The organism is Deefgea chitinilytica (assembly GCF_016881405.1).
GTDB classification, from domain to species: Bacteria; Pseudomonadota; Gammaproteobacteria; order Burkholderiales; family Chitinibacteraceae; genus Deefgea; species Deefgea chitinilytica.
In genome coordinates, this window is the sequence record NZ_WOFE01000001.1 from 1,067,602 (window position 1) to 1,084,035 (window position 16,434).

The window sequence follows — 16,434 nt, forward strand, 5'->3', positions numbered from 1 at the left end:
ATTCTATTTAAAGCCAGATCGATGACAGTCGTCATCACTGATCAACAACTCAGCCAATCCGAGTTCCGCATCAGTAATGACCATAACGGGAAGAGTTCAATGACTGTAATTGCCGTGTTCAATATGAAAGGTGGCGTAGGCAAAACCACAGTGGCTGCCAATTTAGCGGCCGCGATTGCGAAAAACGGCGTCGATCCCTTGCTGATCGACCTAGACCCGCAAGCGCATCTGACCTCGATGTACGGCATCAAAACGCCGAGCAGCAAAAGCATCTACCGTTTTTATCAAGGACTCAGCCCACTTTCCGACTTGGTCATTCCACTTGAATCTGGCATTCAATTTGTCCCATCGCACCTTGAGTTGGGTAAAGTCGACGCACAAGTCACACGCCATCGCGACAATATTTGGCGACTCAAATTAGGGCTCAATGCCGAAATGCTGTCGGGCAGCGGCTTACCGATTATTATCGATTGCACACCGATGTTGGGCGTGGTGGCCTTTTCTGCACTATTTGCGGCAGATATTATTTTGGTGCCTGTCGCGGCAGAATATTTGGCACTGAATGGCGCGATGCAGCTCTCACAAACACTGTTTGGCTTAGAAAAATTTCAGTCACGCAAACCGCGCCGTTACTTAGTGAATCGTTATGTTCCGAATCAAATCACCGCCGAAACGGTAGCAGGGCAACTCATGCGCCATTTTCCGGGTGAAGTACTCAAAACGCGGATTCGTGAGCAAGAAGCCCTTGCTGCGGCGGTCGGCTGCGGTAGTAATATTTTTGATTTTGCCCCTGCTTCGAACGCGGCGGCTGACTTCACCTTTTTACTCGATGAGCTGATAGAAAATAATCTCATCTCGCTGTCGCGCGATTTACCATTTGGCATAGACTAAACCATCTGATGCATTAAAACGACGCAACAACGACCACTCAGAAGCGAGCGCCAAACATCACTTGCTTTCCGCAATGCAGCATCTAAAAAAAGATGAGGATCACCTGCGGAGACTCACATGCCAAGCATCAAATCTATCCTTCCCTTATTGGCGCTCGCCCTTAGTACTTATGGTCACGCCGGTGTATTCGATCTTTCCGCAACGATGAACGGGCAAACAGAAAATGCCACTTTCACCACGGCCGAAGAAGGTATTGATATTTTCGAGAAAAATAAATTAACAAGTATTTTCAATACATACAACGGCACGCAAATCGTTAAAAGCACACTGAATTTTCGTGGTTTGCCGATGAATATTGCTTTCCCAGTCGATGCTGGCTCTTTGCTAACATTCGATATTCCAGAGCTAGGCATCAAACAGAGCTTTCAGGGCGCCACACGAGATGAAAGCCAAGAATTATTTAAAAAATACCTCAAAAACAATGCCGACTTTTTAAATAAAGTTGCTGAGCATTTAGTTAAAGTCTCACCAGTCGACCCCATCGCCGGCAACCCGAATAGTATGATGAGTCGCGCAGTGCAAAGCGATGCGCAAATGATGTGGTACGGCTCCAATCATGTTTTTGGCAATCAACTACAAAACTCAAACAACAATAATTCCACCGAAAATAGCAGCAATAACAAATTCGGTATTGGCATCAATTATGCCCACATGTTGTCCGAAGCGACCGGCAACGCCAAAGAAATGAGTAGCGATGCGTTTACGCTGCCGCTGAGCTACTCACACCAATTTGCAGAGCCGAATCATGAGCTCATTATCAATATGCCGCTGGCCTACATTGATACTGAAGGGGCAAAAACCTATGACGGCAGTCTAAGCATATTTTATCGTCGCCCGATTTGGGATAATTGGGTCCTTAGTTTCACAGCATCTGGCCGCGGAACAGGCTCAACCGACTTAGCTGGCGGCTCTTTAATGGCTTCGGGTGCCATCGCCTCAAGTTATGTGTGGAGTGGTGAAAACTGGGGGCTTACACTAGGCAATATGATTGGGTATTACAGTGCGTTACGGCTAAAAATTGACAACACTTCGATTAACCCAAACATCGCCAATACCGTATTTAGAAACGGATTACTCTACTCGCTCGACAGCGCATGGCAATTGGCTGGCGATCCGTTATCTTGGGAAATTTATTTAGTCGATACCCGCTTTACCGGCACCGATTTATTTAGCAATTATCAAGACGAAGTCGGCGTCACCTTCGGCACTCGTCGCCCAGCGCACAGCAAAGAATCCGACTTCCGTGGCGGATTTAGCTTTACCAAAGGTGAAAACGTCGAAAGCTACAAATTTAATTTTGGGACGTGGTTTTAGCACGAGACAAGCAAGCCCCAATCCAAATTTTCCTTTTTAGATAAAGAATGCCGCTCATGGTCACCATGAACGGCACTTTTAATTAGGCAAAATAAAATCAATCTAAACTACAACTACGCAATAAAAACAAAATCGTTTGCCCCCAAATTACTCACCCCATGCACCGAGCCAATTAAAGTTAACTCATTAGCAGTAATTTGTGAATCTGCATTAGCCGCATTAAAATTATAGATCAAGCTATCATGACTATTATTCAAAACAAAAAGGCGTTGTTCTCCTAATGAATAATTCGCACTTGCATAACCCAGTAAATTTGCCACATCAGTAGTACTTGCATCACTTGAAAGTGCAGAGGTAAAAACAATCAATTCGGCAGCTTTACTAAATCCCGATGCGCTAGCAACTGTCGGTAGATTCACCACTAAATCAGCATTGCCAGTTTTAAAACCCGCCATCGAAAAAGCCAGCTTATCTCCATCTAAACGAGAAAAATCCATTACTTGATCAACAGCGGCTTCCTTTAATGTAAAACGGAATTGATCCGCCCCAACGCCACCGTAAAGTTGATCGCTTCCAGCGCCTCCAACTAAAGTGTCATTACCTGCATATCCATATAGAGAATCGTTTCCTAGGCCACCATCAATAAAGTTATTTGCCGAATTTCCGACTAAATTGTTTGCTAAAAGATTACCCGTAGCATTGATAGCACCGACACCAGTAAGTGTAAGGTTTTCAACCTGTCCACAATTCAACAAGCTAAAACTGAAATTGCTTTGAACTAAGTCAACACCCTGATCAAGCAGCTCAATCACTTTATCGCCAACATTATCAACAATATACACATCATCGCCAGCGCCGCCGCTCATGCTATCGATACCAACGCCACCGTCTAAGGTATCATTACCAAGGTCACTAACAAGCGTATCGTTTCCAGCTCCGCCGCTCAGCAAATTATTATTTGCATTACCAGTGAGTTGATTATCCAATCCATTACCAGTACCTTGGATAGCCGTGCCATTTAAGCTTAGATTTTCAAGGTTATTACCCAAAACATAATCAAAGCCAGCAACGACTTCATCAATTCCGCCAGCGGCACCGACAATCGATTCATTCACTACATTATGTGCGCTAGCTAACTCATAACGATCATTGCCTGCTCCGCCATCGAGTAAATCTGCATCCCCTGCACTACCTATCAGCGTGTCATTTCCTAGTCCTCCGACCAAGGTATCAGCCCCAGCAAGCCCATCAAGTCGATTTGCGGCGGCATTACCAATCAATTTATTCGCCAACCCATTGCCAGTGCCGTGGAATACTGTCGTACCCAAAATCGTTAAATTTTCAACATTATTGCTGAGCGTGTAGTTCATAAAAGTCAGGCTTGCTGTCGCGCGAACTTCATCCAACCCCGCTCCATCAGTCGAGTCTTCTTGCACAACATCGCCACTATGATCAACCAGATAAACATCATTACCTGCGCCGCCCTGCAAGGTATCAACACCTAATCCACCATCTAGAATATTCGCAGCACTATTCCCCACTAGGGTATTGTTAAGCGCATTACCGGTACCGTTAATCGCTGCCATCCCGTTTAAGGTTAGGTTTTCTACATTGGCCGTCAACGCATAAGTGATACTAGCTTGAACGCGGTCCAATCCTTGCTCGGCAAGCTCAACGACTTTATCGCCCACATTGTCAACAAGATACACATCATCGCCTATACCGCCACTCATGCTATCCACGCCCTGACCGCCATCTAGCGTATCATCCCCAGCCCCGCCATTTAGCGTGTCATCACCAGCAGCGCCGCTCAGTAAATTCGAGACATCATTACCGCGTAAAATATTATTAACTGCATTACCAGTTCCACTAATAGCAGAACCTAATAGAGTAAGATTCTCCAAACCGGATTTAATTGTATAATTAATTGTGCTGCGAACTTCATCAATACCGCCTGCAAGCGAGTTTACTTCTAAAATGATATCTCCCAAGCTATCAACGACGTAAACATCATTGCCGACATCACCAATTAATACATCCAGCCCTGTGCCGCCATCTAAGGTGTCATTCCCTAATCCACCACTAAGTACATCATTACCCGCAGCACCAACAAGACTGTCATTACCCGCTTGCCCATCCAGTACATTATTCTCTGAATTACCAGTAATGACATTATTTAAAATATTACCAATCCCTTGAATTGCATTACCTTCCAATATTAAATTTTCAATATTGTTGCCCAACTCATAATCAAAACTAACGACGATTTCATCAATTCCACCTAAAGCGCCAGTAATTGATTCATTCACAATATTTTCTATGCTGGCGAGAATATAACGATCATCACCGGCACCACCGTCCAGTAAATCTGCATCACCTAGACTACCGACGAGCGTGTCATTGCCCGAACCACCAAGCAAAGTATCAACACCAGCAAGTCCATCAAGTAAATTAGCCGCAGCATTACCGACTATCTTATTCGCGAGCGAATTACCGAATCCTTGAAATGCTGTAACACCTAACACTGTTAAATTTTCAACATTGCTGCTTAAAGAATAACTAGTAAAACTCACACTCGCTGTGGCACGAACCTCATCGATACCCGCTCCGACAATCGAATCTTCCACCACAACATCGCTGGAATGATCTACCAGATAAATATCATTTCCATTACCACCTTGTAGGGTATCAATGCCTAATCCACCATCTAGAATATTTGCAGCGCTATTCCCCACCAGGGTATTATCAAGCAAATTACCTGTACCATTTATGGCTAAAGCCCCAAGTAAAGTCAGCTTCTCTACATTCGCGGTTAATCCATAAGAAATTGCTGACTGAACAACATCAATACCTTCATTAGCAATTTCAACGACTTTATCACCGGCATTATCAACAATATACACATCATCGCCAGCGCCGCCGCTCATGCTATCGATACCAACGCCACCGTCTAACGTATCATTACCAAGGTCACCAACAAGCGTATCGTTTCCAGCTCCGCCGCTCAGCAGATTATTATTTGCATTACCAGTGAGTTGATTATCCAATCCATTACCAGTGCCTTGGATAGCCGTACCAATTAAGCTTAGATTTTCAAGGTTATTACCCAAAGCATAATCAAAGCCAGCAATTACTACATCAACACCGCCAGCGGCACCGACAATCGATTCATTCACTACATTATGTGCGCTAGCTAACTCATAACGATCATTGCCTGCACCGCCATCGAGTAAATCTGCATCCCCTGCACTACCCAACAGCGTGTCATTTCCTAGTCCTCCGACCAAGGTATCAACCCCAGCAAGCCCATCAAGTCGATTTGCGGCGGCATTACCAATCAATTTATTAGCCAACCCATTGCCAGTGCCGTGGAATACTGTCGTACCCAAAATCGTTAAATTTTCAACATTATTGCTGAGCGTGTAGTTCATAAAACTCAGGCTTGCTGTCGCGCGAACTTCATCGATACCTGCGCCATCGGTAGCGTCTTCCTGAACGACATCGCCGCTCTGATCAACCAGATAAACATCATTACCTGCGCCGCCCTGCAAGGTATCAATACCTAAGCCACCATCTAGAATATTTGCAGCACTATTCCCCACTAGGGTATTGTTAAGCGCATTACCTGTTCCGTTAATAGCTAACGCGCCAAGCAAGGTTAGCTGCTCTACATTGGCCGTCAACGCATAAGTGATACTAGCTTGAACGCGATCCAATCCTTGCTCGGCAAGCTCAACGACTTTATCGCCCACATTGTCAACAAGATACACATCATCGCCTATACCGCCGCTCATGCTATCGATGCCAACGCCGCCATCTAAGGTATCGTTGCCTGAGCCACCATTCAATGAATCATCACCCGCCGCGCCGTTTAATGAATTGTTACTATCATTGCCATTCAACTCATTGTTAAGTAAATTACCTGAGCCCATTATCGCGGAGCCGAGTAGTTTTAATTTTTCCAAATTACTTCCCAAGGTATAATCGAAAGCAACTTGTACTTCATCAAATCCACCAGTAGAACCCACTATTGTTTCATTTACAATATTATTGACACTATTCAGCTGATAGACATCATTACCTGCTCCACCATCAAGCAAATCGGCATCGCCATTATCACCGATTAAAGTATCATTACCTAATCCACCAATTAAAGTATCTACCCCGGCATTACCAATTAATTTATTAGCACCTGAATTACCGACTATTTTATTAGCATACTCATTACCTATTGCTTCAAATGCAGCAGTACCAAGTACAGTTAAATTTTCAAAATTCGTTTGTAATGTGTAGCTAGCAAAAGATAATGCCGCTGACGCACGAACTTCATCAACACCTTCATTACTTAATTCAACAATAATATCGCTGACGCTATCGATCACGTAAGCATCATCACCCAGTCCACCAACTAGCGAATCAATTCCCGCGCCACCATTCAAGGTATCGTTTCCTAAACCACCAATTAACGTGTCGACCCCCGCTCCACCCGAAAGTGAATTCCCTACACTATTACCCAGCAATTGATCATCATAATTAGAGCCAATTGCATTTTCAATAATGCAATCATCGGCAATCGCTAAACAATCATTTACATATTCTTTGCCGTTGTAAAACTTCACTCCAATCTGGCTAAATGTTCCTGGATTTAGATTAATTAACACGGCCTTCAATTGCGAAGAAGCATCAATCACATCAATCCCATTCGTATCCCAAATCGTCTCAAACACTTTACTAGTGCCAGCCCAGCTATAAACATCACTGCCTGCACGATGAGTTATATTTTTGCCATATAAAAATTGAATTGCCCGAATGTCATCCAGCATTGGTGTTGTAGGATAATATTCTGTCGAATATTCATTAGAAACATCACCCTCATACGCGCGATAAGACATGACAGAGTATTTCAACTGGTCGTGAAGATCATCGGCTAGATTTGCGCCTTCGTGTGGATGTTTCAAACCCAATGCATGCCCAAGCTCATGAAGATAAGTAGCATAAGCATAAGTGCCAACTACTGGATTTTTAAACGAGGGATAGGCTGGGCCCAACCAAATATCACCACCTTTAGCGGATGAGCTTGGATAGTAAGCATAAGCAGTTGGGTTTTCTACTGCACTCCAAGAATTCCCCCAGCGAATATCACCAGCTGAATAAAATGAATCATTCACTTCATTAAATTTCAACCCCGACACAGCAGACCAAGCACCCAATGCTGAACGCGCTGCTTGCTGTTGGTTCGCCGAGAATGACCACCCAACATCATTGAAAGGATCGCCATAATTCACAGCCAACCACGACGAAACAAAACTGTAAGTCAATGTATGAGGTGTACCTACAGCACCAGCCCCCCATTTAGTACCGCCCATCAACCACGGCGTAGATGTGTTTTGAGTTGGGAAAAAATTACTTACAGCACTTAGACTTATATCTACACCATAGTAAGAAGACATCGCAAAAACCTATACAAAAATATTTCGGCTAGTATATTAGCTTTTCATGATTTTTTGATCACTTTTCGACCATAGAAATTAACTAAAAATAATTTTTGAGATTTTTACAACACCGCAAACGACACAATCAACAGTCCGCTCAATAAAATCACTAGATCGAAGAGTAAGCACAAGCAATTAAACACCACTGTTAACTTCCATATTCACGAAAGAAAACTAAACAAATACACGAAGAAGCAGCCAAGCAATATTCATTTGGAATAATTTGATTGTTTGATTGAACTAAATACCAAAATTTAAAACAAACCATTTTGCATATTCAATCGATATCATGGAAGAATTGCTTCACAACGCGTTAAATCACTCCGCAGAACTTGCCCTACTGCTTTTATTTGCAATTGTTTTAGCTGAGTCAACGGCATTAATCGGTTTAATCATTCCCGGTACCGTGCTTATGATCACGATGGGCACTTTGATTGGCAGCGGCAAAATGGACTTCTGGCTGGCTTGCGGCGTTGGCTTTGTTGCTGCGCTGATTGGAGATGTGTTGTCCTATTGGCTAGGTTTCCGTTACCGACGAAAACTACATCGACTGCAATTAATTCGCCAGCATCGTCGTTTATTGCTACAGGCAAGGCATGTGTTGCGTCATCATGGACCGATCGGTATTTTTGTGGGCCGCTTTCTAGGGCCGACTCGCCCTGTTTTACCCATGGTGGCGGGTATGCTTTCCATGAGTCCGCAACGCTTTATGCCTGCCTGTATACTCGCTTGTCTTTTATGGTCACCAACCTATTTTTTGCCTGGAATTTTAGCTGGCGCAGCTTATGGTTTAGGTGAAACTCATGCGACACATTTCCCTACATTACTCTTCATTTCGGCGATCCTCTCAATTGCGGCAATTTGGATGATCTCACACAGTTTAAAAACCAATTGGAATTCACGCCTCCTCACCGTAGGCACGCCGATCACGAGCCTTGCGAGCGCCGCTGCGGTCTATTTGCTGATTTCTCATCCCCATGCCGACAATTACGGCGAACGTTTATGGAAAGTTATCGCCTAAATCACATCGATGATTTACTACACAGCCTGACTAGCGCAGGCTTTTCTCTCAAAAACCTTGAGCCACTTTTAGTTAGCACTTTGATTTGATAATGGATTTTAGTCGTACAGCCAAACAATGAACCACACCCTAGCAAACTGACGTCACAAACAATTAAACGATCGTTTAAATATCCGTAACACAAAGTCAGGATGATGGCGCGCTTTCTAGGAGAGTTATTCATGGATCGCCGCCAATTTATTCGCCTGGCAGGTTTTATGACCGCCAGCGCAGCCAGCCCATTATTGATTACTGCTTGTGGCGGTAGTTCAGAAAATCCAAACACCACCCCCGGCCCAAGCCCGACCCCAAGCCCTATTCCGTCATCGCTAAAATACCAATTTCCGCAAGGTATCGCCTCAGGCGACCCACGCGCCGACAGCATCGTGCTCTGGACTCGCGTTTTACCTAGCGACGCCGATCCGATTATGAGCCAAAGTAAAGCCATGGATAGCCAAATCCAGCTAATGGTGTTTGAGGGTAATCCATCTGATGTTGGCAACACCAATCAGCTAACGGGAAAATTAGTGGCCAATGTAATGCTAGCAGCCAGCAGTGAATGGGATCACAGCGTACGCCATAAATTAACTGGCTTGCAGAGCAATACCTACTATGGGTATCAATTTATCGTCAATGGCAATCGCTCGATGATTGGTCGCTTTAAAACTGCGCCAGCCGCCACCGCGGATGTGTCACAGCTCAAATTTGCATTCTTATCGTGCCAAGATTGGAGCATCAATCACTGGGGTGGTTTTAGCCAACTCGCCAAAGAAGACCTCGATTTCATCGTTCATTTAGGCGATTACATTTATGAAACCATCGGTGAAGGCTTTCAATCCGGACAAGTTGAAGCCAGCCATACCGCACTTAAACTGCCTGACGGCCCCTTCAAAAATGGCAAATCCGGCGCGCGTTACGCCAATTCTTTAGCTGACTATCGATCACTCTACAAACAATACCGCAGCGACCCGCGCTTACAGCAAGTTCATGCTCGCTTTGCGATGATTGCAGTTTGGGATGACCATGAGTTTTCGGATGACTGCTGGGGCGATGCCACGACTTACGATAATGGCAGCTACGACGCCAACAAAGGTGGCGATAATAAACATGAAACTGAACGCCGCCGCTCTGCCAATCAGGCGTGGTATGAGTTTATGCCAGCCGATATTCGCTTTGACAATAAAGTCAGCGGTTTTCAGACCATTCAACTTTATCGCGATTTCCAATTTGGCAAATTAATGCACTTAGTGATGACCGATCAACGCCTCTATCGCGCCGATCATATTTTGCCCGAAGCCGCAGTGGGTAGCGCCAATGGCAGCCGTTATTTAGCGCCGAGCAGTGTACTAGCGACTGCTGAAGCGCAGAAAATGGCGATTGGTAAAGCACAAGGCGATGAGCTGGCACTGGTTTCGATCCTGGGGAAAACCCAGCGTGAATGGTGGAAAAAAACGCTACAAACTTCGCCTGCTCAGTGGAAAATTTGGGGTAATGAAGTCTCTTTACTCAAGATGCGCTTGGATGCCAGAAAGCTCGCTGCCGTACCGACCACGCTACAGCAAGACTTTGTGCTCAATGCCGATCAATGGGATGGCTACAACGCCGAGCGCAGCGACTTGCTCAATTTTATTCGCCAAAACAAAATCAATAATGTCGTCGCCATCACTGGTGATATTCATAGTTTTTATGCTGGCGTCGCACACGCCGATTACAACGCCACACCGCCGAACACGCCTGCTTTGGTGGATTTGGTGACTGCAGGCATCAGCAGCGACTCTTTCTACCAATATTTTGCCGCAGCAGTGCGCGATCCATCACTCAACAGCGCACAGGCTTTGGTCTTTAGCAGTGAAGCCGGGGCGGAACAAATTGCAATTCAAATGCTTAGCGTTGGCATTGCAATACAAGCAAATGTGCCCGACCCCAGCAATAGTGCACAAGTGCAAGCGGCAGTAGCTGCAGCGATTCAAGCCAATATGGTGCCTGCGGCTGCTTTTAAAACAACTACTGGATTGAGTAAAACGGAAATCAATACCTTTAATGATTTGCTCGGTGGTGAGCTGGGCAAAACCATTGCAACCTTGATTGCGACGCTGGCAGCAACGAAAAAATCAGTTGCAGCACAAACGCTATATGGTTTTATTGCGCAAAAAATTGCAGCACAACTCGGCGAAGGAATTACTGCTGCGCAAATCCCAGCTAGCCAAGTCACGCCGTTCTTAAACCCTTTTGCCAACTCAAACACGGGCGTCGCGCCAGTCAATAATCCGTGGATCAAATATGCCGATACGGATGCGCAAGGCTACGCTGTCGTCACATTAACGCCGACCGATTTGCAATGCACATTCCGCAAGATTAACCCACTCAGCCAAGGGCAAGTGCCGAGCAATATCATTGGCAAAGACACCAAGCTCACAGTGCAAGCGGGGATTGTGGATGTGAAGCTAAGCTAGGCCAGCAATCTAAGTGTTAAAAGTAAAAAACCAGAGCTAATGCTCTGGTTTTTTACTATGCGAGCAGAATATTTAAAGCTGCGTTAATTCGATCTTGCCCAAACTGCGCCCCAAGAAACGCTCACCTATCGTTTGGAATTTCACCGGCAAATCCGTCACCACAAAACGATATTCTGGAATCGTATGCGCAGGATTAGCCAAGCCACGCGATTGTAAAATTTCGGCGGTTTGATCAGCAATTGATAGCGCAGAATCAACCAGTTGCATGCGGTCACCACAAATATCCATCAACAGCGGTTTAATTAGCGGATAGTGCGTGCAACCCAGCACCAACGTATCAATCGATTCAACGAAAACAGGTTTCAGATATTCTTGCGCAGTGAGGCGGGTCACGGCGTGATCAAGCCAGCCCTCTTCCACCAGCGGCACAAACAACGGGCAGGCTTGCGAATAGACGCGAAACGCGGGGTTCAGTTGATGAATCGCGCGGGCGTAGGCATTGGAATTAATCGTCGTCGGCGTGCCGATCACGCCAATGCCGCCGGTTTTAGTATGTGCAACGGCATTTTTTGCGCCAGCCTCAATAACATCGAGCACTGGCACTTTGGCCGTAGCACGCACCTTGTCCGCAGCCACCGCTGCCATCGTATTACAGGCAATAATCAGCATTTTGACTTCTTGCTGCTGCAAAAAATCGGCAATTTGCTGCGTATAATGCTCAATCGTCGCGACGGACTTCACACCGTAAGGAACTCGTGCCGTGTCACCAAAATAAATGATATTTTCAAACGGCAGTCTATCCATCAGCGCCCGCACGACGGTCAGACCGCCGACGCCAGAATCAAAAACCCCAATCGGATGCGACGGCAAAGAAGTCATAATTTACACAGCCTAACAACACAAATTCACAATGGCCGGATTCTACCCTGATGCGCAAGAGAAAACACTGCGCAAAGCCAAAAAGCCCGCAATCAAACGCTGCTCAGAGCATCAGCGCGTGTCACTGCGCTAGCTAAATCGGGGCAATAATTAACTCGCCCCAGCGTCGCCAACAATCCAGCACGCTCCATTTTGGCCATCACCGCCGCATTGGCCTCGCACAACAAAACTTTGACACCGCGTTGCTGCAATTCACCAATAGCTTCCTGCAAGGCCTGCAAACCGGTCATATCAACAAATGGTACGCGTAATAAACGAATCACCAAGACTTTCGGATCAGAGTGCGTTTCCGCCAACACCCGCTCAAAATTTTCTACGGCCCCAAAGAAAAATGGCCCCTCAATCGCATACACCAACACACCTTCTGGTAATTTCATCAACCCTTGCTGAATCAACTCCACACCGATTTGCCGCTCATCTTGCGGCAAGACTTCCACCGACATCGACATCCGACGCAAGAAATGCAACGTCGCCAGAATCACACCGATATTCACAGCGACGACCAAATCGGCAAACACCGTCAACACAAAGGTAATCAGTAAAATCGCCACATCGGCACGCGGTGCATGCGTGAGCATATGGATAAAATGCTTCACCTCGCTCATATTCCACGCCACCACAAACAAAATCGCCGCCAATGCAGCGAGCGGAATCGACGCGGCCAGCGGGGCAAGAAACAAAATAATCAGTAGCAAAGTTATCGCATGAAAAATGCCAGCAAGTGGGCTATTACCCCCATTACGAATATTGGTCGCCGTACGTGCAATCGCGCCCGTCGCGGCAAAGCCACCAAAAAGAGGGGTAATTATATTAGCGATCCCTTGCCCGACCAGCTCTTGATTGGAATCATGTCGCGTGCCAGCCATCCCATCGGCGACAACCGCAGAGAGTAGCGACTCAATTGCCCCTAGCATCGCAATCGTGAACGCCGGGCCAATTAAGCTAATCAATTGACTGGCGGTGAATTGCGGCACGGCAAATTCTGGCAAGCCTTGCGGTATCCCGCCAAAAGCCGAGCCTATCGTCGCCACACCGTCAAAATGAAACAGCGCTTGCAAGCTGGTCGCCACAACCATCGCCACTAAGGGGCCAGGAATTTTCTTTAAGTATGGGATTTTTGGCGTCACCAGCACCAGCAGCAAACTTAAAATACCCAATAAACTCGTCGCCCAATGCAACTCGGGCAACACTTGCAAGGTATGCCAAAATTTCTCGTGAAAGTGCTCGCCGACTACTTTGGGCAAGCCAAAAAACGCGCCCCACTGACCAATCCAGATAATGACGCCAATCCCTGCGGTAAAGCCGACAATCACTGGCGCAGGGATGAATTTAATTACGCCACCAAGCTTGGCCAAACCCAGCAGTAGTAAAATCACCCCTGCCATCATCGTGGCAATTTGCAGGCCAACCACGCCGTATTGCGCAGTAATTCCCGACAAAATAACAATAAATGCGCCCGTTGGCCCTGCAATTTGCAGGCGACTACCGCCAAACACCGACACCAAAAAACCAGCAATAATCGCGGTATAAATGCCCTGCTCTGGCTTGACCCCTGAAGCAATCGCAAACGCCATCCCTAAAGGCAAGGCCACCACGCCAACAATTAAACCGGCGATGATATTTGGTAGCCAATGTTTTTTGGTCAAAAAACCGGCTTTATGAGCCGCAAAGAGCGCAATCACAATAAGTCCTACGCAATGCAAACGGAATAGTGCAGTTTAGTCCAGCGCCGCAAAAGTTTTCTGCGCTAAATCACTAAATTGACAAACCCTTTGCAAGCTAATGCGCATAAAACGCTCGTAGCAATGTAAGCGAATCGGGGCAAGCAACAAGCCTACTGACTAATTCGCCCCGAACATGCGATGATGTGCCCCTTGCTCAACCCTGCTATGCGATCTAGCGTGACCTCTACTGAAACCCCCTCTTCTTCCTCATTTGCTGATTTATTTGCTGAAACACTCAGTGGCAAACCGTTTGTCTACGAAGAAGGTGACGAAGTCTCGCTGATGTTTGACCTGACCACGGTGCAAAGCCGAATGAACCGCAGCGCACCAAATGATTTGCTACTAGGGTATACGCGTAGCATGCTTGCTTTTGAATTGCTACACAGCAATACTCAGCACATCGGCATGATCGGCTTGGGTGGTGGCTCGCTAGCCAAGTACTGCTATCACTACTTGCCAAAGGCGACCATTCACGTTGCCGAAATCGATGCGGGGGTACTGGCGCTGCGCGATCGCTTTGCGATTCCCGCCAATGATGCGCGACTAAATATTGAATGTATCGATGGTGCGCTCTGGTTGAAACAACAGCTCAAGCAAAGCCAACAACCAATGGACGCCTTATTGGTCGATGCCTACGGCAAAGAAGGCATGCCGGATAGTTTAGCGACGGCGCAATTCTTTGACGATTGCCGCGCTGCGCTCACTCCGAATGGCGTATTGGTGGTCAATCTCTGGGGGAGCGACGCGCGCTTTGATAGTTATTATCAGCGTATCCGTACCGTATTTGATGACGCAGCGATTGCCATCGGTGCCGATGGTTGCGCCAATCGTTTGGTGTTGGCGGTCAATAGCCGCAACTTCCCACCCGCAATTCGCCCGATCATGAACCGAGCCCAACAGATTGCAGCCAGCCACAGCGTCGACATGCCCGCACTCGCGCGCCGTATCGAGCGGGCACTACGCAATCCGGATGGGCTAGAGCCAGCCAATCGGCACATTAGCGGGCGTGGCTAAGCTGATTCATGCACAAGCTCATCAAACGATGTATTGCTCTATAGTCATTTAATTATAATAGCTACAGAGCATTACCTCACGCCATGCATCATTTTCTGCAGTGGTTTACTTGCTAGCAGTAAAAGACCACCCGCCGTTAAAGACATCGCGACAAACAACATAAAGAATTCATGCAGATTGCTGATCGTAAAGCCCAAGAAGGTCGGTAATGGTCGGCCAGTTTCTGGATAAAATCCTGCCAAAATACCAGCAAACCAATTTGCCGCCGCATTCGCCAAGAACCACACCGCCATTAAGAGCGAGGCCAAGCGCGCTGGTGCGAGTTTATTGACCAAAGAAAGCCCAATCGGCGACAAGCACAGTTCACCCATCGTATGCAGCCAATACATCGTAATCAGCCACAGCATTGACACTTTCATCCCATCTTCAATGCCATCGACGCCGAGCGCAATCACCACATAGCCCAAACCGAGCAAAATCAAACCCCACGCCATCTTGGTTGGCGAGGCGGGTTCTTTCCCTTTGGCCGACAAACTCATCCACAAGCGCGCCATCATCGGCGCAAAAATCAACACAAACACGGGATTGAGTGATTGAAACCAAGAGGCCGGTACTTCAAAACCCATAATCATTCGATCAGTCGATTCGCGCGCAAAAAAAGTCAGCGATACCCCAGCTTGTTCAAAAGCCGACCAAAAGAAAATCACAAAGAACGACAGCACGCCAATCACCGCCATTCGCTGCAGATCAACAGTCGATAGCGATGTATCCACTTGTGCCTTTTCTATCGCCGTCAAACGTTTGGGTGGCAAGCCGAGTAATTCACCCGCAGGAGAGCGCAGGTATTTGTTTTTAAAGCTTTGAAACACAAGCAGAGACATTAACATCCCACTACCAGCAGCTAAAAACCCCCAGCGAAAATCAGCCGGATTGCCCGTATCGCCCAAAGTGCCGCAAATCAATGGCGCAGCAAACGAGCCCAAATTAATCCCCATATAAAAAATTGTATACGCGGCATCTTTACGGGTGTCATTGGGCTCGTACAACTGACCGACCATGATTGAGATATTCGGTTTAAAAAAGCCATTCCCAATACAAATCAAACCCAAACCAGAATAAAAGAAAGGCAATGCTAACGATAAATTGGTGTAAAACGAGCCAGCAAAAAACAGCATAAACTGCCCTGCTGCCATCAATAAACCGCCGACTAAAATTGAACGACTATTGCCCCAGTAACGATCAGCAATAAAGCCACCAATCAATGGCGTCAGAAAAACCAACCCGGTATATTGCCCATACAAAGCCGAGGTAAATTGCTTATCAAAGGCCAAGGCCGAAATCATAAACAAAGCGAGTAAGGCACGATTGCCATAATAAGAAAATCGCTCCCACATTTCGGTCGCGAATAAGAGATAAAGCCCTTTCGGGTGAGCGGATGTGGCAGGCATTAGGTGATCGCTTTTAAATCAAACAGCATAGAACTTAAT

General features: G+C 46.5%; 9 protein-coding genes. 5 read left to right on the forward strand and 4 right to left on the reverse strand.

The window, feature by feature from the left end; genetic code table 11:
- Window positions 1-99: 99 nt before the first annotated feature.
- Window positions 100-891, forward strand: a complete 792-nt coding sequence (locus GM173_RS04805) for a ParA family protein (protein ID WP_203570169.1) — start codon at window positions 100-102, stop codon at window positions 889-891.
- A gap of 117 nt (window positions 892-1,008) precedes the next feature.
- Window positions 1,009-2,265 carry a hypothetical protein gene (locus tag GM173_RS04810; RefSeq protein ID WP_203570170.1) on the forward strand — a complete coding sequence of 419 codons (1,257 nt, stop codon included), beginning with the start codon at window positions 1,009-1,011 and terminating at the stop codon, window positions 2,263-2,265.
- A gap of 113 nt (window positions 2,266-2,378) precedes the next feature.
- On the opposite strand, the gene GM173_RS04815 is transcribed toward GM173_RS04810, so the two are convergent.
- On the reverse strand, window positions 2,379-7,715 hold the full coding sequence (locus GM173_RS04815) for a M10 family metallopeptidase (RefSeq protein WP_203570171.1): 5,337 nt from the start codon (window positions 7,713-7,715) through the stop codon (window positions 2,379-2,381).
- Between the two features lie 331 nt (window positions 7,716-8,046).
- Between GM173_RS04815 and GM173_RS04820 the strand changes: the two genes are divergently transcribed.
- A complete protein-coding gene (locus GM173_RS04820) occupies window positions 8,047-8,778 on the forward strand; it encodes a DedA family protein (RefSeq protein WP_203570172.1) in 732 nt (243 codons plus the stop codon).
- 221 nt (window positions 8,779-8,999) lie between these two features.
- Complete coding sequence (locus GM173_RS04825; RefSeq protein ID WP_203570173.1) at window positions 9,000-11,270, forward strand: alkaline phosphatase D family protein; 2,271 nt, start codon at window positions 9,000-9,002, stop codon at window positions 11,268-11,270.
- A gap of 72 nt (window positions 11,271-11,342) precedes the next feature.
- Here GM173_RS04825 and murI read toward each other — a convergent pair whose 3' ends face one another.
- Together murI and GM173_RS04835 are read right to left on the reverse strand one after the other, a co-directional pair.
- A complete protein-coding gene (gene murI, locus GM173_RS04830) occupies window positions 11,343-12,149 on the reverse strand; it encodes a glutamate racemase (RefSeq protein WP_203570174.1) in 807 nt (268 codons plus the stop codon).
- Between the two features lie 92 nt (window positions 12,150-12,241).
- A complete protein-coding gene (locus GM173_RS04835) occupies window positions 12,242-13,891 on the reverse strand; it encodes a SulP family inorganic anion transporter (RefSeq protein WP_203570175.1) in 1,650 nt (549 codons plus the stop codon).
- Window positions 13,892-14,110: 219 nt separating this feature from the next.
- Here GM173_RS04835 and GM173_RS04840 point away from each other — a divergent pair, with 219 nt between their 5' ends.
- Window positions 14,111-14,947, forward strand: coding sequence for a fused MFS/spermidine synthase (locus GM173_RS04840; RefSeq protein ID WP_203570176.1), 837 nt, complete (start codon window positions 14,111-14,113; stop codon window positions 14,945-14,947).
- A gap of 71 nt (window positions 14,948-15,018) precedes the next feature.
- Here the strand turns inward: GM173_RS04840 and GM173_RS04845 are convergent, their stop codons facing one another.
- On the reverse strand, window positions 15,019-16,395 hold the full coding sequence (locus tag GM173_RS04845; RefSeq protein ID WP_203570177.1) for a peptide MFS transporter: 1,377 nt from the start codon (window positions 16,393-16,395) through the stop codon (window positions 15,019-15,021).
- Window positions 16,396-16,434: the final 39 nt, after the last annotated feature.

Coding starts and splice junctions, on each gene's coding strand:
- GM173_RS04805 (WP_203570169.1), top strand. CDS start 100: ATGACTGTAATTGCCGTGTTCAATATGAAAGGTGGCGTAGGCAAAACC.
- GM173_RS04810 (WP_203570170.1), top strand. CDS start 1,009: ATGCCAAGCATCAAATCTATCCTTCCCTTATTGGCGCTCGCCCTTAGT.
- GM173_RS04815 (WP_203570171.1), bottom strand. CDS start 7,715: ATGTCTTCTTACTATGGTGTAGATATAAGTCTAAGTGCTGTAAGTAAT.
- GM173_RS04820 (WP_203570172.1), top strand. CDS start 8,047: ATGGAAGAATTGCTTCACAACGCGTTAAATCACTCCGCAGAACTTGCC.
- GM173_RS04825 (WP_203570173.1), top strand. CDS start 9,000: ATGGATCGCCGCCAATTTATTCGCCTGGCAGGTTTTATGACCGCCAGC.
- murI (WP_203570174.1), bottom strand. CDS start 12,149: ATGACTTCTTTGCCGTCGCATCCGATTGGGGTTTTTGATTCTGGCGTC.
- GM173_RS04845 (WP_203570177.1), bottom strand. CDS start 16,395: ATGCCTGCCACATCCGCTCACCCGAAAGGGCTTTATCTCTTATTCGCG.